The organism is Pseudomonas sp. S1(2024), assembly GCF_046557535.1.
Window position 1 is genome coordinate 59046 of sequence record NZ_JBKGFP010000060.1, and the last position, 22006, is coordinate 81051.

At 64.1% G+C, this 22006-nt stretch carries 13 protein-coding genes and 3 pseudogenes; 7 read left to right on the top strand and 9 right to left on the bottom strand.

All coding sequences use genetic code 11. The annotated features are described in order from the left end of the window. Window positions 1–4 precede the first annotated feature (4 nt). The 5 genes from ACLCGK_RS16080 to gspG form a co-directional block, all read right to left on the bottom strand. Entirely contained in the window at window positions 5–1420 is a 1416-nt protein-coding gene (locus tag ACLCGK_RS16080) for an efflux transporter outer membrane subunit (RefSeq protein WP_015270542.1), read from the bottom strand. After that, window positions 1417–4596 carry an efflux RND transporter permease subunit gene (locus ACLCGK_RS16085; protein WP_039614707.1) on the bottom strand — a complete coding sequence of 1060 codons (3180 nt, stop codon included), beginning with the start codon at window positions 4594–4596 and terminating at the stop codon, window positions 1417–1419. The genes ACLCGK_RS16080 and ACLCGK_RS16085 overlap by 4 nt, the downstream gene beginning before the upstream one ends. Before the next feature lie 12 nt (window positions 4597–4608). After that, entirely contained in the window at window positions 4609–5850 is a 1242-nt protein-coding gene (gene mexE, locus ACLCGK_RS16090; RefSeq protein ID WP_015270540.1) for a multidrug efflux RND transporter periplasmic adaptor subunit MexE, read from the bottom strand. A gap of 169 nt (window positions 5851–6019) precedes the next feature. Further along, window positions 6020–7210 carry a type II secretion system F family protein gene (locus tag ACLCGK_RS16095; RefSeq protein ID WP_061552569.1) on the bottom strand — a complete coding sequence of 397 codons (1191 nt, stop codon included), beginning with the start codon at window positions 7208–7210 and terminating at the stop codon, window positions 6020–6022. A gap of 11 nt (window positions 7211–7221) precedes the next feature. After that, a complete protein-coding gene (gspG, locus tag ACLCGK_RS16100; RefSeq protein WP_410952397.1) occupies window positions 7222–7647 on the bottom strand; it encodes a type II secretion system major pseudopilin GspG in 426 nt (141 codons plus the stop codon). 186 nt (window positions 7648–7833) lie between these two features. On the opposite strand from gspG, the gene ACLCGK_RS16105 reads away from it, so the two are divergent. The 4 genes from ACLCGK_RS16105 to ACLCGK_RS16120 all read left to right on the top strand — a co-directional run bounded on the left by ACLCGK_RS16105 (window position 7834) and on the right by ACLCGK_RS16120 (window position 13247). Then, window positions 7834–8418, top strand: coding sequence for a lytic transglycosylase domain-containing protein (locus tag ACLCGK_RS16105; RefSeq protein ID WP_410952398.1), 585 nt, complete (start codon window positions 7834–7836; stop codon window positions 8416–8418). A gap of 181 nt (window positions 8419–8599) precedes the next feature. Beyond that, window positions 8600–10060 (top strand): sensor histidine kinase, encoded by a 1461-nt coding sequence (locus ACLCGK_RS16110; protein WP_410952399.1) that lies wholly within the window; start codon window positions 8600–8602, stop codon window positions 10058–10060. A 297-nt stretch (window positions 10061–10357) separates the two neighbouring features. Beyond that, window positions 10358–11851: a sensor histidine kinase gene (locus ACLCGK_RS16115; RefSeq protein ID WP_015270535.1), complete on the top strand. Its 1494-nt coding sequence runs from the start codon at window positions 10358–10360 to the stop codon at window positions 11849–11851. Continuing rightward, complete coding sequence (locus ACLCGK_RS16120; protein WP_015270534.1) at window positions 11820–13247, top strand: sigma-54-dependent transcriptional regulator; 1428 nt, start codon at window positions 11820–11822, stop codon at window positions 13245–13247. Before ACLCGK_RS16115 ends, ACLCGK_RS16120 begins: the two co-directional genes overlap by 32 nt. Before the next feature lie 238 nt (window positions 13248–13485). Here the strand turns inward: ACLCGK_RS16120 and ACLCGK_RS16125 are convergent, their stop codons facing one another. From ACLCGK_RS16125 to ACLCGK_RS16135, 3 genes are all read right to left on the bottom strand, one after another. After that, on the bottom strand, window positions 13486–13779 hold the full coding sequence (locus tag ACLCGK_RS16125; protein ID WP_013972806.1) for a hypothetical protein: 294 nt from the start codon (window positions 13777–13779) through the stop codon (window positions 13486–13488). 84 nt (window positions 13780–13863) lie between these two features. Beyond that, window positions 13864–15216 (bottom strand): GntP family permease, encoded by a 1353-nt coding sequence (locus tag ACLCGK_RS16130; RefSeq protein WP_015270532.1) that lies wholly within the window; start codon window positions 15214–15216, stop codon window positions 13864–13866. A 111-nt stretch (window positions 15217–15327) separates the two neighbouring features. Beyond that, a complete protein-coding gene (locus ACLCGK_RS16135) occupies window positions 15328–15867 on the bottom strand; it encodes a gluconokinase (protein ID WP_015270531.1) in 540 nt (179 codons plus the stop codon). Window positions 15868–16073: 206 nt separating this feature from the next. On the opposite strand from ACLCGK_RS16135, the gene ACLCGK_RS16140 reads away from it, so the two are divergent. From ACLCGK_RS16140 to ACLCGK_RS16150, 3 genes and pseudogenes are all read left to right on the top strand, one after another. Beyond that, on the top strand, window positions 16074–17093 hold the full coding sequence (locus tag ACLCGK_RS16140) for a LacI family DNA-binding transcriptional regulator (protein ID WP_085720342.1): 1020 nt from the start codon (window positions 16074–16076) through the stop codon (window positions 17091–17093). Window positions 17094–17520: 427 nt separating this feature from the next. Beyond that, window positions 17521–18204: pseudogene (locus ACLCGK_RS16145) on the top strand (PAS domain-containing protein); the annotation flags it as partial. 117 nt (window positions 18205–18321) lie between these two features. Beyond that, a pseudogene (locus tag ACLCGK_RS16150) lies at window positions 18322–18741 on the top strand (methyl-accepting chemotaxis protein); the annotation flags it as partial. Here the strand turns inward: ACLCGK_RS16150 and ACLCGK_RS16155 are convergent. Next, a pseudogene (locus ACLCGK_RS16155) lies at window positions 18716–21996 on the bottom strand (transporter substrate-binding domain-containing protein). The pseudogenes ACLCGK_RS16150 and ACLCGK_RS16155 overlap by 26 nt on opposite strands. Window positions 21997–22006: the final 10 nt, after the last annotated feature.

Genomic DNA, 22006 nt, shown 5'->3' on the forward strand with positions numbered 1-22006 from the left:
TGTATCAGCGCGCGCTGGCTACAGTCTCCGGTTGCCAGCCGCCGCCCAGGGCCTTGTAGATGGAGACGATGCCGCGGTACAGCTCGACCTCGCCCTGGGCTTGAGCATCTTCGGCGCTCAGCCGCTCACGCTCGGCATCGAGCAGCACCAGGTAATCCACCGTACCCTCGCGATAGCGAATCGAGGCCAGTTCCGCCGCCTTGCGGCTGGCGTCGCTCTGGCGCATCAGCGACAACAGCCGCTGTTGGGTCTTGTCGTAGTCGCTGAAGGCGTTGGCCGATTCTTCCAGGGCCAGCAATACCTGCTGTTCATAGTTGGCCAGTGCCCCCTCGGCATCGGCCTTGGCACCGCGCAGTCGGGCGCGCACGCTGCCCAGGTCGAAGGCGGCCCACGTTATGCTCGGGCCCAGCGCCCAGGCATTGGCTGCCGAGGAGCCTATCTGCGAACCACGGGCAGCAGTAAAGCCGAGGAAGCCACTGAGGCTGACGCGTGGGAACAAATCGGCCGTGGCCACGCCAACGTTGGCGGTGGCAGCCGCCAGCTGGCGTTCGGCGCTGCGGATGTCCGGGCGGCGGCGCAGCAGTTCTCCCGGGTCACCCACCGGTAGCGCCTTGGCGATGGCCGGCAGGGCCTTGGGCGACAGGTCGACGCTGAGCGCCTCGGGGCGCTGACCGAGCAGGGTGGCGATGCGATGCCGGGCCCGTGCCTGTTCCGCCTGCAGTTGCGGCACGGTGGCTTCGACCCCGGCCAGGCGCGCGTCGGCCCGCACCACATCAAGGTCGTTGCCCACGCCGGCATCGCGCAGGGTTTCGGTGATGGCCCGCGATTCCTGCTGGGTCTTGAGGTTGGCCAGGGCGATCTTCTCGCGCAACTGCGCGCCACGCAGCTGGCCGTAAGCATCCACCAGTTCGGCGATCAGGCTGACCTGCAGCTGCTGCAGGTCGGCCGCGGCTACTGCTTCCTGGGCTTCGCTGGCTTCGATCTGGCGCTGGATGCGGCCGAACAGGTCAAGCTCCCAGGCCATGTCCAGGCCCAGGTCGTAGCGCTCACTGTTTACCCGCTGCGTGGTCTGGCCGGGGATCTGGCCCTTGCCGATGTCGCTGCTGGCGCGGCTGGTGACCACCGGAAACTGATCGTTTTCGGCGTCTTCACGGATCGAACGGGCCGACTTCAGGCGGGCGAAGGCCACGCGCAGGTCACGGTTGCCATCCAGCGAAGCCTGCACCAGCTGGTTCAGCACCGGGTCGTCGAACTGCTTCCACCACAGGCTTTCGAAACGGCTACGGTCGTAGGCCTTGGCCTGTATGTCGCTGGCCAACTGCGCGGGCTCGGTGGCTGGCGCCTGGTAGTCCGGGCCTACTGCACAGGCCGCCAGGGCGAGCGCCAGCAGGCTCGGGGTCAAGGGTTTGAGCAGGTTCATGCATGGCTCTCCAGCGATTGGGCGCGTTCGGCCTTGCGGGCCTGGCGACGCTCGACGAAACGGCGAATCAGGAAGAAGAACACCGGGGTCAGGAACAGGCCGAACACGGTAACCCCGATCATTCCCGAGAACACCGCCACGCCCATGGCATGGCGCATTTCAGAACCGGCACCGGAGCTGAACACCAGTGGAACCACACCCATGATGAAGGCGATCGAGGTCATCAGGATCGGCCGCAGGCGCAGGCGGCAGGCTTCCAGTACCGCAGCCAGCGGGTCGAGCCCCTTGGCCTGTTCGTCCTTGGCGAACTCGACGATCAGGATTGCGTTCTTGCACGCCAGGCCCACCAGTACGATCAGGCCGATCTGGGTGAAGATGTTGTTGTCACCCCCCGACACGATCACCCCGGTGATGGCCGACAACAGGGTCATCGGCACGATCAGGATCACTGCCAGCGGCAGGCTCCAGCTTTCGTACTGGGCGGCAAGCACCAGGAAGGCCAGCAGCACGCACAGCGGGAACACGAACAGCGCGGTATTGCCCGAAAGGATCTGCTGGTAGGTCAGGTCGGTCCACTCGAAGGTCATGCCGTTGGGCAGTTCCTCCTTCAGCAGCTTCTCGATGGCAGCTTCGGCCTGGCCGGAGCTGTAGCCCGGTGCCGCGGCGCCGTTGATCTCGGCGGTGATGAAACCGTTGTAGTGCATCACCCGGTCAGGCCCGGAGGTGTCGCTGACCTTGAGGAAGGTCGCCAGCGGGATCATCTCGCCGAGGTTGTTGCGCACCTTCAGCTGGCCGATCTGCTCGGCATCGAGGCGGAACTGCTGCTCGGCCTGGACGTTGACCTGATAGGTACGGCCAAAGCGGTTGAAGTCGTTGGTGTACAGCGAGCCCAGGTAGACCTGCAGGGTGTCGAAGATGTCGGTGATCGCCACACCGTGGGTCTTGGCCTTTTCCCGGTCGATGGCGGCATCGACCTGGGGCACGTTGACCTGGTAGCTGGTGAACAGGCCCGCCAGTTCCGGCACGTTGTGGCTCTTGGCGATGATGTTCTGGGTTTCCTTGTACAGCGCCTCGTAGCCCAGGTTGCCACGGTCTTCGATCTGCAGACGGAAGCCGCCGATGGTGCCCAGGCCTTGTACCGGCGGTGGCGGGAAGATCGCGATGTAGGCGTCCTGGATGTCGGCGAACTGGGCATTCAGCGCAGCCGCGATGGCCGCCGCCGACTGGCTCGGGTCCTTGCGCTCGTCGAACGGCTTGAGCGGGGTGAACACGATGCCGCTGTTCGGGCTGTTGGTGAAACCGTTGATCGACAGGCCTGGGAAGGCTACCGAGTCGGCCACGCCAGGCTGCTTCAGGGCGATTTCGCTCATGCGCTTGATCACCGCTTCGGTGCGATCGAGGCTGGCCGCGTCAGGCAGCTGGGCGAACGCCACCAGGTACTGCTTGTCCTGGGCCGGCACGAAACCGGTCGGGGTGGACGAGAAGCCGAGGTAGGTCAGGCCCATCAGGCCGGCATAGACGAACAGGGCGATGCCGCTGGAGCGGATGACCCGACGCACGCCGCCGACGTAGCGGCTGGAAGCGCGGTCGAAGAAGCGGTTGAACGGGGCGAACAGCCAGCTGCCCAACAGTTTTTCCAGGAACCGCGAGAAACGGTCCTTGGGCGCATGGTGGTCCTTCAGCAGCACGGCAGCCAGGGCCGGCGACAGGGTCAGCGAATTGAACGCCGAGATCACGGTCGAGATCGCGATGGTCAGGGCGAACTGCTTGTAGAACTGCCCGGTGAGGCCGGAAATGAACGCAGCAGGTACGAACACCGCGCACAGCACCAGGGCGGTGGCGATGATCGGGCCGGTCACTTCGCCCATGGCCTTTTGCGTGGCTTCCAGCGGTTTCAGGCCCAGGCCGATGTTGCGCTCGACGTTCTCCACCACGACGATGGCATCGTCCACCACGATACCGATGGCCAGGACCAGGCCGAACAATGACAGCGCGTTGAGCGAGAAGCCGAACAGGTGCATCACGGCGAAGGTACCGATCAGCGATACCGGCACGGCCATCAGCGGGATGATCGAGGCACGCCAGGTCTGCAGGAACAGGATGACGACCAGCACCACCAGCACCAGCGCTTCGAAAAGGGTATGCACCACGGCCTCGATGGAGCCGCGAACGAACACGGTCGGGTCATAGACGATGCTGTAGTCCATGCCCTCGGGGAAGTCCTTCTTCAGCTCGGCCATCTTCGCCCGCACTTCGTCGGAGATCTCGATGGCGTTGGAGCCTGGGCGCTGGAAGATCGGAATGGCCACCGCCGGCTGGTTGTTCAGCAGCGAACGCAGGGCGTACTGGCTGGAGCCGAGTTCGACCCGGGCGATGTCCTTCAGGCGGGTGATTTCGCCATCGGCACCGGCGCGGATGATGATGTTCTCGAACTCTTCCTCATTGACCAGGCGACCCTGGGTGTTGATCGACAGCTGGAAGCTGGTCGAACCGGGGGCGGGTGGGGCGCCCAGCTGGCCGGCGGCTACCTGGCGGTTCTGCTCGCGGATTGCAGCCACCACATCACTGGCGGTGAGGTTGCGCGAAGCGGTCTTGTTCGGGTCCAGCCACACGCGCAGCGAGTAGTCGCCCATGCCGAACAGCTGCACATCGCCCACGCCGCCCAGGCGCGCCAGCTCGTCCTTGATGTTGAGGATGGCGTAGTTGGACAGGTAGAGCATGTCGTAGCGGTTGTCCGGCGAGGTCAGGTGCACGACCATGGTCAGGTCGGGCGAGGCCTTGTCGACCGTGATACCAATGCGGGTCACTTCCTCGGGCAGCTTGGGCTGGGTACGGGTGACGCGGTTCTGCACCTGCACCTGGGCGTTGTCCAGGTCGGTGCCCAGGGCGAAGGTGATGGTCAGCGTCAGCTTGCCGTCAGCGGTGGACTGGGAGGACATGTACAGCATGTTCTCCACGCCGGTAATCGCCTGCTCCAGTGGCGCGGCCACGGTTTCGCCGATGACCTTGGGGTTGGCGCCTGGGAAGTTGGCGCGCACCACCACGGTGGGCGGCACCACTTCGGGGTATTCGCTGATCGGCAGCTGGAACAGCGAGATCGAACCCGCGATCAGCAGCACCAGCGACAGCACCGCGGCGAAGATTGGCCGGGTAATGAAGAATTTCGAGAAGTTCATCGGTGTGGTCCCTTAACCGCGTGGCGCCTGGGCGCTGGCGACTTTCACGTTGTTGCCCGCCACCTTCGGCGCCGGGTTGCTGGCCTCCAGGGCCTGGCGCTGCTGGGCGAGGGCGGCGAGGGTCTGTTCGCTGGCCATCGGTGTCTCTTCCGGGGTGACCGGTGAGCCAGGGCGCACACGCTGCAGGCCCTTGACCACGATGCGGTCGTCCTTGCCCAGGCCGCTGCGCACGATGCGCAGGCCTTCCAGCTTCGGCCCCAGCTCCACGGCGCGGTAGGCGGCCTTGTTGTCCTTGTCCATGACCAGCACGAACTTCTTGCCAAGGTCGGTGCCCACGGCTTCGTCGTTGATCAGCACGGCCTGGTACTGGGCGCTGCCTACCAGCTTCAGGCGTGCATACAGGCCTGGGGTGAACTGGCCGTCGCTGTTGTCGAACACCGCACGGCCACGGATGGTGCCGGTGCGCGGGTTGACCTGGTTGTCGACGAAGTTCATCTGGCCCAGGTGCGGGTTGCCGGTTTCGTTGGTCAGGCCCAGGTACACCGGGGTGCTCTGGCCGCGCTGGCCTTCGCGGGCCAGCTGGGTGTACTTGAGGTACACGCGCTCGTCGGCGTCGAAGTAGGCGTAGACCTTGTCGGTGGAGACCACGCTGGTCAGCGGGGTGACATCGGCGGTGACGATGTTGCCGGCGGTGAACTGGGCGCGGCTGACACGGCCGCTGATGGGCGCGGTGACACGGGTGAAACTGAGGTTCAGGCGTGCCAGGTCGAGCTGGGCCTGGATCGCGTCGACCCCGGCGCGGGCTTCGGCGGCGGCGCTGCTACGCGATTCGGCCAGTTCTGCGGAAATGGCGTTGCTGTCACGCAGGCGTTCGCCACGGCGGGCTTCGTTGGCGCTGCGAATGGCGGTGGCCTTGGCCTGCTGCAGTTGGGCTTCGAGGCGGCGGACCTCTGCCTGGAACGGGCGTGGATCGATCTGGAACAGCAGGTCGCCTTTCTTGACCTGGGCGCCTTCGGTGAAGGCTACCAGGTCGATCTGGCCGGAGACCCGTGGGCGTACCTCGACGGTTTCCGGCGCTTCGAGGCGGCCGGTGAACTCGTCCCATTCATTGATCGGTTGCTCGATCACCTTGGCCACGCTGACCTTCGGCGCGGTGGGAGCCTGCACTGCGTCTGGGGTTCGGCCACAAGCGCTGATCACCACCACTGCCAGGGCAGCGAGGGGGAAGCGCAAGGGTTTGAATGATTGTTCCATGGAGAACTCCGCCAATGTATTAGTAGTGGGCGGAGTGTGAGTGTCTTGCGCGTGAGGCACGAATCGAACGGGACGAAGGTTATTATCACGATGAATGATATGAGCAGATCATTCATCGATTGCAGACATGGCCAGCTCGGTCGTGGGCTTTCATTCTGGGCCTGGGATTTCAGTGAATGCTCGAGGCCAGTTCGAAGATCGGCATGTACATCAGGATCACGATCAGGCCGATCAGCAGGCCGATGAAGGTCATCAGCAGCGGTTCGAACAGCTTGACGAACCATTCCACCCAGCGGCCGATTTCCTGGTCATGGAAGTCGGCGCAGCGCTCCAGCATCTCGCCCAGGTTGCCGGACTGCTCGCCGGCGCGCAGCAGGCGCAACGATACCGGCGTCACCAGTTGCCCGGCCTCCAGTGCATCGGACAGCGGCAACCCTTCGGCGACCCGCTGGCTGGCGTGCTCCAGGCCCTCGGCCGCCGCGCTGCCGAGCAGGCCGCGGGCCATGCCCATGGCGGTGAGGATGGGGATACCGCCTTGCAGCAGGATGCCCAACGAGCGATAGAAGCGCGCCAGTTCGTACATCATCAGGCGTTGGTGAAGTGCCGGCAGGCGCCGCAGCTGACAGGCTGCCCAGCGCCGTACCCATGGCTGGCGGCGCAGCAGCCACAGCGCAGTGGCCGCACCGAGGGCGCCCAATGCCAGCGGTAGTTGCTGGGCATGCAGGAATAGCCCGATCTGCATCAGCAGCCGAGACAGCCAGGGCAACTCGGTGCCCATGCCCTCGAACACCTGGCTGAAACGCGGCACCACGTAGCCAAGCAGGAACAGCACCACGCCACCGCCCACCAGCAATAGCAGCATCGGGTAGACCGAGGCACCCACCAGCTTCTGCCGGACCAGGTCCAGGCGCTGGCGGTAGCTTATGTAGCGGGCGAGGGCGTCGCCGAGCGCGCCGGTACGCTCGCTGGACTGCACCAGCGCCACGTATAGCGGCGGGAACACCCGTGGCTGCTGGCCCAGGGCCTGGGACAGCGAGCGTCCTTCGTACAGTTGGCGGACCAGTTCGGCGAGCACTTTGCGCGCTGCGGCTGCGGGGGCCTTTTCCGCCAGGCTTTCCAGCGCGTCGATCAGCGGCAGGCCGGCGTTGAGCAGGGTCGAGAGTTCCTGGCTGAACAGCACCAGGTCAAAACTTGCTTCGCGGCGCCAGGCCATGCCGCGCAAGGCGCCGCCGTGGCCACGCAGGCTGAGCACGCGCAAGCCCTGGTCCTCGACCTGGCGGCGGGCCTGGTCGGCGTCCTCGGCGTCGATCTGCAACTGCACCACACCCTGCCTGCCCAGGGCCTTGAGGCTGTAGCGCATGGCCGTTCTCCCTACTGCCAACTGGTGATTTCGGCGTTTTCCCCGTCGCCACCGGGCTGGCCGTCCTTGCCCATCGACAGCAGGTCGTACTCGCCGCCGTTCTCGCCGGGTTGCCGGTAGATGTAAGCGCGGCCCCACGGGTCTTGCGGCACGGCCTTCTGCAGGTACGGGCCGGTCCAGCGCGCTTCGCCATTGGGGGCGATCACCAGGGCCTGCAGGCCTTGCTCACTGCTGGGGTAGTGGCCGACTTCCAGGCGGTACAGGTCCAGGGCCTTGCTCAGCCCCTCTATCTGCGCCCGCGCCACCTTGGCTTCGGAGCGGCCGAGCTGGCTGAAGTACTTGGGCGCGACGATACCGGCCAACAGGCCGAGCACCACCAGCACCACCAAAAGTTCGAGCAGGGTGAAGCCACGTTGAGGGTTGGTTCTGCGCTGCATGGTGAAGCCCTCCGCTGCATGGGGACAAGCTTTTGCAGGCTCCATGCAACAGCCGTGCACGCCTGCGCTGGCGCCTTGCACCATGCGGCACGCGAAGCGGCACAGTGCTTGCGTCGTGGTCATCGACCCCGGGTTTTCCGGGGTATATCCCCCAACATCGGGGGAGACCACGAAGAGGCGACCGACATGCGTGGACTCACTCTCGGTTTGATCTGGCTGGTGGCAGGTGCTGCCCAGGCCGATGTGTATATTTCCATCGACGCCAAAGGCAGCTACATACTGACCAACGTCCATCGACCCGGGCGCCTCTATGAAACGGTGATCAGCGAGCCTAAGGCCCAGGCCGGCCCGGCCAACGCGCAGCTCATCACCGGCCGCCCCTACGCCAAGCTGGTCGCCGCCGCGGCGCGCACCCACGACGTACCCCCGGCGTTGCTGCATGCGGTGATCAAGGCCGAGTCCGGTTACAACCCCAAGGCGCGTTCGCCAGCGGGCGCGGTGGGGCTGATGCAATTGATGCCGGATACTGCCCGCGAGATGGGCGTGGAAAACCGCCTGGACCCGGAAGACAACGTGCAGGGAGGGGCCCGCTACCTCAAGCGCATGCTCAATTTGTTCGACAATGACATCACCCTGGCCGTGGCGGCCTATAACGCCGGCCCGGACGCGGTGCTGCGCCGTGGTGCGGTACCGCCGTTTGCCGAGACCCGGCGCTATGTACCGAATGTGCTGCGGGAGTACCGCCGCTTGCAGGGGTTGACGGGTGATTAGCCTCTGTAGCCCCTTTCAACGCTGGTGCGACCCCTGTGGGAGCATCTGGATTTTTGCAAGGCAGGTGCGTTCAATACGGGAAACAAGACAATACCCTTCGGCGGATGCCACCAAGCTGACCCGATGGTTTCCCCAACTCTGGGCTATAACCTTCTGAAGGTGCCCAGCTGTGGAGTCCGCCATGGACATCGCCCCTTGTTCCGACGTTATTGAAGGACCCGCCGGTAACGAACTGGCCCCCCGACGCAAGCCGTTCAATCTGCTGCGCTGGTACGCCTGGGTCAGCCTGGCCATCATCCTCTCGGTAGCGGTCGGGCTGGGGTTGATTTCCAGCCGCTTCATCGTCGACGAGAGCATCGAGCGCGATGCCTTGCTCACCGCGCAGTTCATCACCTCCATCGCCGATGCCGAAGTGCGCCATGTGTCGATCCCTAATGTGCGCACCATGGGTGAACTGCTTGACCCGCGCATCGACCGCGCCAACCTGCTCGATGTCGACCCGGACGCCCGGCGCAGGGCGCGTGGCGAGTTCCTGGACCACATTGCGCACCTGCCCGACATGCTGCTGGCCAACATCTATGCCCCGGACCGTACGGTGATCTGGTCCAGCAACCCGGCCCTGGTCGGCAAGCTGATCGAAGGCGACGAGGACCTGGAGCAGGCTTTCGAGTACAAGATGCGAGTCTCGGCCAGTTACCACAACTTCGACCAGGCCCGCGTCGAGCAGAAGTTCGTCATCCCACCCGAGCAGTTGTTCATCGAAAACTATATTCCGCTGTTCGATGCCGATGGCGAGCAGGTCACGGCGATGGTCGAGATCTACAAGGAGCCCCATGACCTGATCGTGCGCATCGAGCATGGGCTGATCCTGATCTGGCTGGCGATCACCATCGGTGCCGCGCTGGTCTACGTAGGCCTGTACGGCATCATGCACCGCGCCGCGCGCCTGCTGGCGGTGCAGCAGAAGCGGCTGATCAGCAACGAAACCTACGTGGCGCTGGGCGAGGTGTCCTCGGCGGTGGCCCATAGCCTGCGCAACCCGCTGGCCAGCATCCGTTCCAGTGCCGAGTTGGCCCAGGCGTTCGACGATGGCCCGGCGCAGCGCAACGTCAACGACATCATCAGCCAGGTCGACCGCATGTCGCAGTGGATCCGCCAGATGTTGCAGTCCTTGCGCCCGCTCAACGATGAGGCCGTGGCGGTGGATTTGCCGCTGGCATTGCAGGAAAGCCTGCAGACCTACGCAGTGCCGCTGGCGCGCGGCGGAGTGAGCCTTGACCTGCAACCGATACCGGCAGTGCAGGTGCTGGGGCATCCGGTGTTACTGCGGCAGATCTTCAGCAGCCTGATCGCCAACGCGCTGGAGTCGATGGAGCAGGGTGGGCGGTTGCGTGTCGAGGTGGTGCGTCATGACCGGCGTAACCTGACCCTGCGCCTGTCCGACAACGGCAAAGGCATGACCGAACAGCAGCAGCGCATGGCCTTCCGGCCTTTCTTCACCACCAAGCAGGGTGGGTTGGGCGTGGGCCTGGTGTTGGTGAAACGCATCATGGAACGCTTCGGGGGCAGTGTCCGCCTCAGCAGCAGTGAAGGCCATGGCACCCGGGTTTCGCTGAGTTTCCGGCTGGTCAAGGGCTCCTGACTTACATTAATAAATGCTCGTATCTCATTGTTTATAAAGGATTTAAAGTTTTTTGGGTGAATACCCCCAAACGTGGGGGATAGACCTCCAAGTTAATTTAAGATGTGTATGCAAGCTATTGATAATCAGGGATAAATTTAATCGGCATGGTGGCTGGCTGGGTTCTTGCAATGTGACAGGCAGAGCGCAACACACGACAAATGGCGGCTGCGGCTGCACGGGTGGAGTGATATCAATTGGCTACTATTTGTCGCCTTGATGCATTTCTGAATGGACGCCCTGGGCGGGAAGCACGCGATGCAGATGCTGGATAAAGAAGTTCCTGACAAGGCCAGTACTACCGCCAACGGTGTGGCCGTGCCATTGCGCGAATTCAACCTGCTGCGCTGGTTTTCGGTCATAAGCCTGCTGATCATCGCCTCGGTGGCGGGCGGGCTGGGTTATGTGTCGACGCGTTTCGTGGTGCGCGACAGCGTCGAGCGCGATGCCATGCTCACCGCCCAGTTCATCCAGGCCATGGCCCAGGCCGAAGTACGTCATTCGCAGTTGCCGCCGGGCACCACCATGGGCGAGTTGCTTGACCCGCGGCTGGACCAGCAGCACTTGCAGTTCAACCCGGAGCTGGCCGAATCGACCCGGGTCGAGTTCCTCGACCATGTGGAGCACCTGCCGGACACCTTGCTGGCCAACGTCTATGCCCGCGACCGCACCATTGTCTGGTCGACCAACCGGGAGCTGATCGGCAAGCGAATCGAGGCCGATGGTGACCTGGACCGCGCCTTCCGCTCGCGCAAGACGGTATCGGCCAGCTACCACCAGGCCGAGGATGACCGCGAAGAGCAGAAGTTCCAGCGTGAACCGCGCTTCCTGTTCATCGAGAACTACATCCCGCTGTTCGACAGCCAGGGCGAACAGGTGCTGGCCATGGTGGAAGTCTACAAGGAGCCGCAGGACCTGGTGTGGCGCATCCAGCGCGGTTATGTGCTGATCTGGGCTTCTACCCTGGTGGGCGGGGCGCTGGTCTACTTCGGCCTGTTCTGGATCGTGCGCCGCGCCGCGCAGCTGCTGCACCTGCAGCAGGACCGGCTGGTGGCCAGTGAAACCTATGTGGCCCTGGGCGAGATGTCCTCGGCCGTGGCGCATAGCTTGCGCAACCCGCTGGCCAACATTCGCTCCAGCGCCGAACTGGCTCAGGAAATCGCCAACCCCGCGGCGCAGAAGAACATCACCGACATCATCAGCCAGGTCGACCGCATGTCGCGCTGGGTGCGTGACCTGCTGGTGTCGCTGCGCCCGACCAGTGACGATGCCGAGGCCGTGGACCTGGTGACGGCCATCGAGGACACCCACCTGGCCTTCGCCCAGCAGATCGAACGCAACGGTGTGCACTTCTGCTACGAAGGCCCCCGGTCACAATGGGTGGCCAGCCAGCCGCTACAGCTAACGCAGATTCTCAACACCCTGTTCTCCAATGCCCTGGAAGCCATGCCTGAAGGTGGCATGCTGTGCGCCCAGGTCAATGTGCAGGATGGGCAGCGTGCCGAGTTCGTCCTTAGCGACACCGGCAAGGGCATGAGCCAACAGCAGGAGCGGATGGTGTTCAAGCCGTTCTACACCACCAAGCAGGGCGGCCTGGGTGTAGGCCTGGCCCTGGTCAAACGCATCATGGAGCGTTTTGGCGGCTCGGTCAGCCTGAGCAGCCGCGAAGAGGAAGGAACCCGCGTCAGCCTCACATTCAATATCGCAGCGGGAGGGGACCATGGAGCACAGCATCCTGGTAGTCGAGGATGATGAAATTCTCGCCGACAATATTCGCACCTACCTCGGCCTCAAGGGCTTCGAGGTCACCGTGTGCCACAGCGCGGAGCTGGCGCTGGAGCAGATAAAACGGGGCCAGCCCGATGCGGTGCTGACCGACAACTCGCTGCCGGGCATGAGCGGGCACGACCTGCTGCGTACCTTGGTGGCGCAGGTGCCGGACCTGAAAGTGATCATGATGACCGGCTATGGCAACGTGGAAGATGCCGTGCAGGCAATGAAGGAGGGCGCCTTCCATTACCTGACCAAGCCCGTGGTGCTGGCCGAGCTCAAGCTGACCCTGGACAAGGCGCTGGCCGCCGAGCGCATGGAGCGCACGTTGTCGTTCTACCAGGAGCGCGAGGCGCAGAAGTCCGGGTTGCAGGCATTGATCGGCGAATCACCGGCGATGCTCACCCTCAAGCACACCCTGCGCCAAGTGCTGGATGCAGAACGGCGCATGGCCAGCGACGACCTGCCACCGGTGCTGATCGAAGGCGAGACCGGTACCGGCAAGGAGCTGGTGGCCCGCGCCCTGCATTTTGATGGTTCGCGCAGCAAGGGGCCGTTTATCGAGTTCAACTGCGCCTCGATCCCGGCCAACCTGCTGGAGGCCGAGCTGTTTGGCCACGAGAAGGGCGCCTTTACCGATGCCAAGGAGCGCAGGGTGGGCCTGGTGGAGGCTGCCGATGGGGGCACCTTGTTCCTCGACGAGATTGGCGAGATGGACCTGGTGCTCCAGGCCAAGCTGCTGAAGTTGCTGGAAGACCGCAGTATCCGCCGGATCGGCGCGGTGAAGGAGCGCAAGGTCGACCTGCGGGTGATCAGCGCTACCAACTGCAACCTGGAGCAGATGGTGCAGCAGGGCAAGTTCCGCCGCGACCTGTTCTTCCGCCTGCGTATCATTGCCCTGAAGGTACCGCGCCTGTATGCCCGCGGGCAGGACGTGCTGCTGCTGGCGCGGCATTTCCTGGCCCATCATGGCCGGCGTTATGGCAAGCCGAACCTGCGCTTTTCCGCCGAGGCGGAAAGCCTGATGCTCGGTTACAGCTGGCCAGGCAACGTGCGCGAACTGCGCAACATGCTGGAGCAGACCGTGCTGCTGGCGCCGAACGAGGTGGTGCAGGCGCACCAGCTCAACCTGTGCATGACCTTGATCGACGAGCCGCTGGTGCAGCAGGCGGCGCCTGCGGTGTTCGAAATGCCTCGGCACGAACCGGAGCCTGGCACCAGCCTGCCGGACATGGAACGTGACCTGGTATGCAAGACCCTGGACCGCACCGACTGGAACGTGACCAAGTCGGCGCGCATGCTCGGGCTGTCGCGGGACATGCTGCGTTACCGGATCGAGAAGCTGGGGCTGACCAGGCCGGACAAGCGCCAGTGGTGAGCATCGGGCAAAGGGCCGTACGGGGACCTGCGGGAGCGGCATTGCTCTTGAGGTTGTCGCTGTACCTGTGGGAGCGGCCTTGTGTCGCGAAAGGGCCGCAAGGCGGCCCCAGCAATTTCAACTGTTGCGCATCAATCCTGGGGCCGCGTTGCGGCCCTTTCGCGACACAAGGCCGCTCCTACAGGGATTGCGGCAACTTTTAGAATTTGAGCAAAACAGTTGCATTCAGAGGCATTGATCAACGCTGATTATCAGCTGCTCCCTGCCGTCCGGTACCTTCCGAGCCACTGCCATCCATCCCTGGCAAATCCCGGTTGTCATTCTGTTCAGCTGGCGGGCTGTCCGGGTCGTTGCCCTTTATGCGTGGGTCTGTGTCCCGCGGCATGGGCTTTTCGATCGGGTTGAGGGTGCTGTCCGCGCCCGGCTTGGGCGCCGGGTTGTGCGGGTCGTCGGGGTAGGTGGGGCCGGTGCCGGCAGCAATGGCCAACGGCGCGGCGAGCAGGGCAATCAGCAGGATGCTTGAGCGGGGCATGGCAGGCTCCTTTGCTTCTGGTAGGGCTGATACTTCCCTTCGGCCCTACCCGAAGCTTCAAGGTGCCATTACCCCGATCAACGGTTACACCACCAGCGAAAGCAACATGATGAAGATGATGCCGACGATCGACAGGATGGTCTCCATCATGCTCCAGGTCTTGAAGGTTTCCGCCACGGTCATGTTGAAGTACTGCTTCACCAGCCAGAAGCCGGCGTCGTTGACGTGGGACAGAATCAACGAGCCAGCGCCGGTGGCCAGCACCAGCAGCTCACGGTTGACCCCCGGCACCAGGTCGATCACCGGTGCAACGATGCCCGCACCGGTAATGGTGGCGACCGTGGCGGAACCGGTGGCGATACGGATTACCGCTGCTACCAGCCAGGCCAGCATGATGGGCGAAATCTCCGCCTGTACGGCCATCTGCCCGATCACGTTGCCCACGCCGGTGTCTACCAGCATCTGCTTGAAGCCGCCGCCGGCACCCACGATCAGCACGATCGCCGCAGTCGGGGCCAGGCTCTGGTCGAGCATCTTCATGATCTGCTGACGGTTGAAGCCACGGGCCGAGCCAAAGGTATAGAAGGCCAGCAGCAGGGCAGCGAGCAGGGCGGTGATGGGGTGGCCGATCAGGTCCATCCACTGGCGCACGATGTGCTCGGCAGGCAGCACCACGTCGGCGAAGGTCTTCAGCAGCATCAGCACCACCGGCAGCAGCACGGTGACCAGGGTGATGGTGAAGCTCGGCAGATTGCCCTGGTCGGACTCCTTGGCGATCTGGTCCATCAGCTCCTGGGACGGGGTGCCCGGGATGTAGCGGGAAATGAAATTACCGAACAGCGGGCCGGCGATGATGGCGGTAGGCAGCGCCACGATCAGGCCATAGAAAATGGTCTTGCCGATGTCGGCATGGAAGATGCCGATCGCCAGCAGCGGGCCCGGGTGCGGGGGCACCAGGCCGTGCACCACCGACAGGCCGGCCAGCAGTGGAATGCCGATCTTGATCAGTGATACGCCGGAGCGTCGGGCGACGATGAACACCAGCGGGATCAGCAGCACGAAGCCGATCTCGAAGAACAGCGGGATACCCACCAGGAAGGCGGCGAACATCATCGCCCAGTGCACGTTCTTCTTGCCGAAGGCGCGGATGAGGGTTTGCGCGATCTGATCGGCCCCCCCGGAGTCGGCCATCAGCTTGCCAAGCATGGTGCCCAGGGCGAGCACGATGCCGACGAAGCCCAGAACACCGCCAAAACCGTCCTGGAACGATTTCATGACCTTGGCCACCGGCATGCCGGAGGTCAGGCCAAGGAAGCCGGCCGCGATGGTCAGTGCGACGAAGGGATGGACTTTGAAGTGGGTGATCAGCAGGATCAGCCCGACGATGGTAACCAGCGCGTCGAGCAGCAGGAAGGTATCAGTAGCCAGTCCGAACATGGTTTGAAGGCCTCGGTCTTATCGTTGTTTTGGCGTAGCTTTTTTGCAAATTTGCTTGCGCTTGAGGGGCAGGGTAGCGCTGTCTCGGTTGGGCCGGGAAAACCGCCTGGGTCAGGCGGTTTGTGCCAGGCCCGGCTCACTGCGGCCCTTTAGCCAGCTGTCCACCGCTTCGGCAAGCGCTTCGATGGGCTGGGTGGCGTCGAGCGCCAGGGTCAGGGGTTCGCCGTGTGGCGGCTCCAGGGCCGCGAATTGGCTATCGATGAGGCTCGCCGGCATGAAATGCCCGGGGCGTGCCAGCACGCGTTTCTCCGCCTCGGCGGGTGACAGCTCGAGGAACACGAACACCAGCCCGGGCATGGCGTCGCGCAGGGAGTCGCGATAGCGGCGCTTGAGGGCCGAACAGGTCAGGATCGGACGTTCCCCGGCCTGGGTCGTGGCTTGCAGCTCCTGACCAAGACGCACCAGCCAACCGGCACGGTCGCTGTCGTCCAAGGGGATGCCAGCGCTCATCTTGCGGATGTTTTCGGCAGGGTGGAAAGCGTCACCTTCGATCAGGCGGCCGCCGCTTCTGGCAGCGATGGCAGCGCCGATGCAGCTTTTGCCGCAACCGGCCACGCCCATCACCACGATGGCGGACAGGGGAGAATTCATCAGTACCTCCTGCGGGTGAGATAGCGCTGTCTCGTTGTCGACGAACAGCCACCTCCCCGGTGTTATTGGTCTTGTCCCTACGCAGTATGGACGCTTGGCGGCGGGCGCGCGTTGGCCGCTACCAAAGATTACATTGCCTGCGTCCTGAGACAGCGCTACCTTAGTGGCCGTTCCCTTTCCTTGCAAGTAGTAAAATTACAACATCCATGTCCCGCACCGGCTCCCGTACCACAGGTCGTCCCACCCTGGCAGAAGTTGCCAGGCTTTCCGGGGTATCCCCGATTACCGCATCGCGCGCCCTGCGCGGGGTCAGCACGGTTGCGCCGGAGCTGGTGGAAAAGGTCGTTGCTGCCGCGGCGAGCCTCGGTTATGTCGCCAACCCGGCGGCCCGTGCCCTGGCTTCGGCGCGCAGCCAGTCGGTGGTGGTGTTGATCCCGTCGCTGTCCAACCAGCTGTTCATCGACACGCTGGAAGCCATTCATGAGGTCATGCGCCCGCGCGGGCTCGAGGTGCTGATCGGCAACTATCACTACGATCTTGCCGAAGAGGAGAACCTCATACGCAACTACCTGGCCTATCAGCCCTGCGGCATGCTGCTGACCGGTTTCGAGCGCAGCGAGGCATCGCGGCAGATGCTGGCGGCCAGTGGCGTACCTTGTGTGCACATGATGGAACTGAATGGCGAAGCTGGTGCATTGTCCGTCGGCTTCTCGCAGCAGCAAGCCGGGCGCGCCGCCGCCCGCCACCTGATCGAGCGCGGGCGCAAGCGCCTGGGGTTCATTGCCGCACAGCTGGACCCACGAGTGATGCAGCGTGCCGAAGGGTTCCGCCAGGCGTTGGCCGAGGCCGGCTTGCAGGCGGCCGAGTTGGAAGTGCTGACGCCGGAGCCTTCTTCCATTGCCTTGGGCAGCGAGTTGTTCAGCCAACTGATGCGGCAGGCGCCAGATGTCGACGGTATCTTCTTCTGCAACGACGACCTGGCCCAGGGCGCGGTGCTGCAGGCATTGCGCCAAGGGGTGGAGGTGCCGCGGCAGGTGGCGATGGTCGGTTTCAACGACTTGCCGGCTTCGGCGCACATGGTGCCGCGGCTGACCTCGATTCGCACGCCTCGCGCCGCTGTGGGGCGCGGCGCGGCGCAGGCGCTGCTGGCGCTGCTCGATGGCAAGCGGGTGCCGAATGCGCAGCAGGACCTGGGCTTCGAGTTGATGGTGCGGGAGAGTTCCTGAGTTTGTCTTGAGTGGTGTGGTGGGTTCGAGATCGAGCGCCGCCCGCGCGGCGCTTCGCAGCACAAGGCTGCTCCTACATCTGTTTCGGGCCACTTATTCCTGTGAGGTTTGTGCGCGAACGCTCTGGAGCGTGGCTCGATATCGGGTTGTACGAACAAGGCGGTCGCGCGCTCTGGCACAGGCGTTACTGGCCTGAAACAGATGTAGGAGCAGCCTTGTGCTGCGAAGCGCCGCGCGGGCGGCGCTCGATCTCACAGGCGCCACAAAAGCCACGACCTACGCCAGGCGATCTATGCTCAGGACACCGCGCATACAGGAGCCCGGCGTCATGTTCGATTTCCACCGCAAGTCCGATCTGGTCGAAATCCAGCGCAGTCATCAGGCATTGGCCAGCTTGCAGGCCAAGCTGGCGGCGATCAGCCGCTCCATGGCAATGATCGAGTTCACCCCCGACGGCACGATCCTCGATGCCAATGAGCGTTTCTGCCAAGCCATGGGCTACAGCGCCGAGGAGTTGCGCGGCAAGCATCATCGGCTGTTCTGCGACCCTGGCTACGCGAAAAGCGCCGAATACCAGCAACTGTGGCGTGAACTGGGGCAGGGCAAGGCCATCAGCGGTACCTTCGAGCGCATCGACAAGGCCGGACGCGAAGTCTGGCTGGAAGCCAGCTACATGCCGGTACTGGACGAGCAGCGCCAGGTCACCAGCGTTATCAAGGTGGCATCCGACATCAGCCAGCGAGTGATGGAGGAGCACGAGAGCGAAAGCCTGCTCAAGGCCATCAGCCGCTCCATGGCGGTAATCGAATTCACCCCGCAAGGCCGGGTGATCAAGGCCAACCAGAACTTCCTCGACACCATGGGCTATCGCCTGGACGAGGTGGTCGGTCGCCATCACGGGCTGTTCTGCCTGGCGCACGAGCGCGAATCGGTCGAGTACCGCGAGTTCTGGGCATCGCTCAACCGCGGCGAGTACCACTCGCACCGTTTCGAGCGTGTCGACAAACATGGCCAGACGGTCTACCTGGAGGCCTCCTACAACCCGATCTTCGACAGCAAGGGCCGCTTGTACAAGGTAGTGAAGTTCGCCAGCGACATCACGCGCCAGGTCAGTACCCAGCAAAGCGCGGCCGATGCTGCCCATGCCAGTTCGGTACAGACCGATGCCTGCGCGCGCAAGGGCACCGAAGTAGTACAGCAGGCGGTACAGGTGATCGAGCAGATTTCCCATGAACTCAACGACGCGGCACGCAGTATCGATGCGGTGAGCAAGCAGTCGGATGTGATCGGGCAGATAGTGCTGACCATCCGTGGCATTGCCGACCAGACCAACCTGTTGGCTTTGAACGCAGCCATCGAGGCGGCGCGCGCCGGCGAGCACGGGCGCGGTTTTGCCGTGGTGGCCGACGAGGTGCGCAGCCTGGCGGCGCGAACCAGCAAGGCTACCCTGGAAATCGTCGACGTGGTGCGGCAGAACCACGACCTGTCGCTGTTGGCCGTGGCCAGCATGCAGTCGAGCCTGAAGCGTACCGGCCATGGTGTGGCGCTGGCCAACGAAGCCGGTACGGTGATCATGGAAATCCAGCAGGGTTCACGGCACGTGGTAAACGCTATCAGCCAGATCAGTTCGACGCTGCAATTGCACTGAGCACATCGCCCAGCTCGTCCAGCAGGGTCTCCAGGCTGGCCTGTAGTTGCAGGCGAAGGTCAACCGTCGGCAGGCCTTGGTCGTGGGCCTGCTCGATGGCTTCGCAATCCTTGACCAGCGTGCGTACCTTGAGCATCTTCGCCCCACCTTTGATCCGGTGAGCCAAGGCGCGCAAAGTTTCGCCGGGGGCCTCTGCTGGCAACGCCCGCAAGGTGGCCAGGTCTTCGCTGACGCTTTGTGACAACTGCTGCAGCAAGTTCCGCGTCAGTTGTTCGTCGTCCTGGGTCAGGTGGCGCAGTTCGCCAAGGTTGAACCCGCTGGCGCGCCGTGCTGTCGGCTGCTGCCGGGGGTGGGCGTGGGGCAGGTGGGTCTTGAGCGTACGCAGGCCGATGGGTTTGAACAGGCATTCGTCCATGCCGCTGGCCAGGCAGCGGGCACGCTCCTCGGCCTGGGCGTTGGCGGTGACGCCGAGAATGCGGCATGCCGCCAGGCCGCGTTCGCCCTCGAGGCTGCGGATACGGCGGGTCAGTTCGTGGCCGTCCATGACCGGCATGCTGCAGTCGGTGATTACCAGGTCGAAGCGCGCAGCCTGCCAGCGTGCCAGCGTGCCAGCGCGATTTCCCCGTTTTCCGCCAGCGTGACCCGATGCCCCAGGGTATGCAGTTGCCGCTCCAGCAGCAGCAGGTTGGCGGGGTAGTCGTCGACCACCAGTATGTTCAAAGGGCCGCTGCTTGTTTCCAGCACAGGGTCGTGCTGGTCGGCCTGCACCGGTGCAGCGCAGGCGGGCAGCTGCAGGCTGACCTGCACCTTGGTGCCAAGGCCTTCGACGCTCTGCAAGTTCAAGGTACCGCCCATCAACTCGGCCAGCGTGCGGCTGATGACCAGTCCCAGGCCGGCGCCCTGGCGTGCCCGGGGGCCGTCGGCCTGGACGAAGGTATTGAACAACCGGGCCTGGTCGGCAGGGCTGATGCCGATGCCGGTGTCTCGCACACTCAGCTCCACTGCCAGGCTGTCAGTGTCGGTGGGCGAGGGCAGTAGCAGGCTGGCCTGGACTTCACCGCTGTCGGTGAACTTGATGGCGTTGCTGATAAGGTTGGACAAGACCTGCTTGAGGCGCAGCGGATCAGCCAGCACCCACACCGGCGCAGCGGGCAGTTCGCTGTGCAGGTGCAGGCCTTTGGCCCTTGCATTGCCTTCGAATACCCGCACGGTGGCGCGTACCAGTTCTACCAGGTTGGTGGGCACTGGCTGCAGGGTAATATGCCCGGATTCGATACGGGAAATGTCGAGAATATCGCCGATCAGCTCAAGCAGGCCAATGGCCGAATCGTGGGCGGTCTGCAGGGTCTGGGCGTCGCAGCGGCCGCCGCGGCTGTCTTCCAGGGCCAACTCCAGCAGGCCGATCACGGCATTCATCGGGGTACGGATTTCATGGCTCATGGTGGCCAGGAAGGTGCTTTTGGTCTGGCTGGCCTGTTCGGCGTCGTCCTTGGCCTGGCGCAGCTGTTCAAGCAGGCCGCGGCTAAGCGCCAGTTGCGCTTGCAGGGCATGCTGGGCCTCGGTGCGCTGGTTGATCAGCTTGCGCAGGTAGCTGTTCCAGAACACCACCCCGGCCAGCAGCAAGGCCGACAGCACCAGCACTTGCAAGACCAGCGTGCGGTAGTCGCGCCAGGGGCTGTCACTGACCAGGGTGGTGGTGCGCCAGCGGTTGATCAGCTGGTCCAGCTCTTCGGGTGGAATGCTCAGCAGCGCCTTGTCGAGGATTGCCTGCAGCTGTGGCTGGTCCGCGGCCACGGCGAAGGCGGCGATGGCCGGGTCGTCGTCGAGCACGCTGGCAATGCGCAGGCGGTCCTTGAACACATGGCTGATGTAGTAGGCGGCATTGATATGGCTGCTCAGGGCGACGTCGGCGGCACCGTTGGCCACGGCCTCCATCAGGCCGAGCGGGTTGTCCACCTCGACCATCCTGGCCTGTGGGTAGCGTTGTTGCAGCACGGCCCGTTGCGGCGAACCGCGTACCAGGGCGATGCGCATGCCATCCAGCGCCATGGCCTGCGGCGGTGAAGCATTGTCGCCACGGGTGACCAGCACCCGCGGGCTGACCAGGTAGGGGCGGGTATAGCGCAGTTGTTTCGAACGGTCTGTGCTGTAACCCAATGCGCCGATCATCTGCGCATCCCCGCGCGTCAGGCGCTCGATCATTGCCTGCGCCGACGGGCTTTCGACCGGCTTGAAATGCAGCCCCGTGCGCAGCGAGATCTGCTTGAGCAGCTCGAGGGTGATGCCGCTGGGGCGGTGCTTGGTGTCGTTGAAGGTCAGTGGCGCCAGCGAAGTGTTGACCAGCACGCTGACGTTGGGGTTGGCAGCTATCCAGGCTTCTTCTTCGGCGGTCAGGGCGGTGAGGTGGCGCTGCAGCAGCAGGCTGGTGTTGCCACTGCTCCAGCGGCGCAGGATATTCAGGCGTTCGCTTTCGCTGATACGTGCCAGCGCCTTGTTGACCAACTGTCGCAGGCGCGGGTTGTCACTGGCCATGGCAAAGGCAAACGCGCCAGGGGCAACCTGACAGAAGTGATCGATCTTCAGTGTGCCCTGGTAACTCTTGCCAATCGCGAAGTCGGTACTGATGGCATCGCCCAGGTAGGCGTCGGCCTCGCCCAGCTCGACGGCGGCCAACCCGGCCAGGGTCGAGCGATACAGGCTCAATTGTGCCTTGGGGTACAGGCTGCGGACGCTGCTGGCCGGCAGGTAATGATCGACCATGGCCAGGCGCAGGCCGGCGAGGTCGGGGGTGTTCTTCAGGCTGCGCCCCTCGCGTGTGACGATGACTGGCAGATCGTCGGCGTAGCTTGAACTGAGGCTGAGCTGGGCATCCGCTGCCTCGAAGGCGTTGGAGCTGCCCAGCAGGTCGATACGGCCGTCGCGTAGCGCAGCGATGGCTTCGTGGCGGCTGTCGTAGCGTCGTACTTCGATGGTGGTACCCAGCTGTTCTGCGATGATGCCAGCGTAATCGGCGCTGAGGCCTTCGTAGTCGTGCTGGCTGACATTGATCTCCAGCGGTGGGTAGTCGGGGCGCGAACTGCCAAGTACCAGGTGCTGGCGTTGCTGTAGCCAATGCCGCTCTTCGCTGGACAGCGCAAGCGGGGCCGCGGCGCTGACCGAGCGTGCCAGCAACTGGCGAGGTTCGCTGTTTGCCAGCAGCGCGCCGGAACCGGCCAGGCCGATGACCAGTAGGGCGCTTGCCAGCAGGCGCTTCATTGTCATCGAG

Coding starts and splice junctions, on each gene's coding strand:
- ACLCGK_RS16080 (WP_015270542.1), bottom strand. CDS start 1,420: ATGAACCTGCTCAAACCCTTGACCCCGAGCCTGCTGGCGCTCGCCCTG.
- ACLCGK_RS16085 (WP_039614707.1), bottom strand. CDS start 4,596: ATGAACTTCTCGAAATTCTTCATTACCCGGCCAATCTTCGCCGCGGTG.
- mexE (WP_015270540.1), bottom strand. CDS start 5,850: ATGGAACAATCATTCAAACCCTTGCGCTTCCCCCTCGCTGCCCTGGCA.
- ACLCGK_RS16095 (WP_061552569.1), bottom strand. CDS start 7,210: ATGCGCTACAGCCTCAAGGCCCTGGGCAGGCAGGGTGTGGTGCAGTTG.
- gspG (WP_410952397.1), bottom strand. CDS start 7,647: ATGCAGCGCAGAACCAACCCTCAACGTGGCTTCACCCTGCTCGAACTT.
- ACLCGK_RS16105 (WP_410952398.1), top strand. CDS start 7,834: ATGCGTGGACTCACTCTCGGTTTGATCTGGCTGGTGGCAGGTGCTGCC.
- ACLCGK_RS16110 (WP_410952399.1), top strand. CDS start 8,600: ATGGACATCGCCCCTTGTTCCGACGTTATTGAAGGACCCGCCGGTAAC.
- ACLCGK_RS16115 (WP_015270535.1), top strand. CDS start 10,358: ATGCAGATGCTGGATAAAGAAGTTCCTGACAAGGCCAGTACTACCGCC.
- ACLCGK_RS16120 (WP_015270534.1), top strand. CDS start 11,820: ATGGAGCACAGCATCCTGGTAGTCGAGGATGATGAAATTCTCGCCGAC.
- ACLCGK_RS16125 (WP_013972806.1), bottom strand. CDS start 13,779: ATGCCCCGCTCAAGCATCCTGCTGATTGCCCTGCTCGCCGCGCCGTTG.
- ACLCGK_RS16130 (WP_015270532.1), bottom strand. CDS start 15,216: ATGTTCGGACTGGCTACTGATACCTTCCTGCTGCTCGACGCGCTGGTT.
- ACLCGK_RS16135 (WP_015270531.1), bottom strand. CDS start 15,867: ATGAATTCTCCCCTGTCCGCCATCGTGGTGATGGGCGTGGCCGGTTGC.
- ACLCGK_RS16140 (WP_085720342.1), top strand. CDS start 16,074: ATGTCCCGCACCGGCTCCCGTACCACAGGTCGTCCCACCCTGGCAGAA.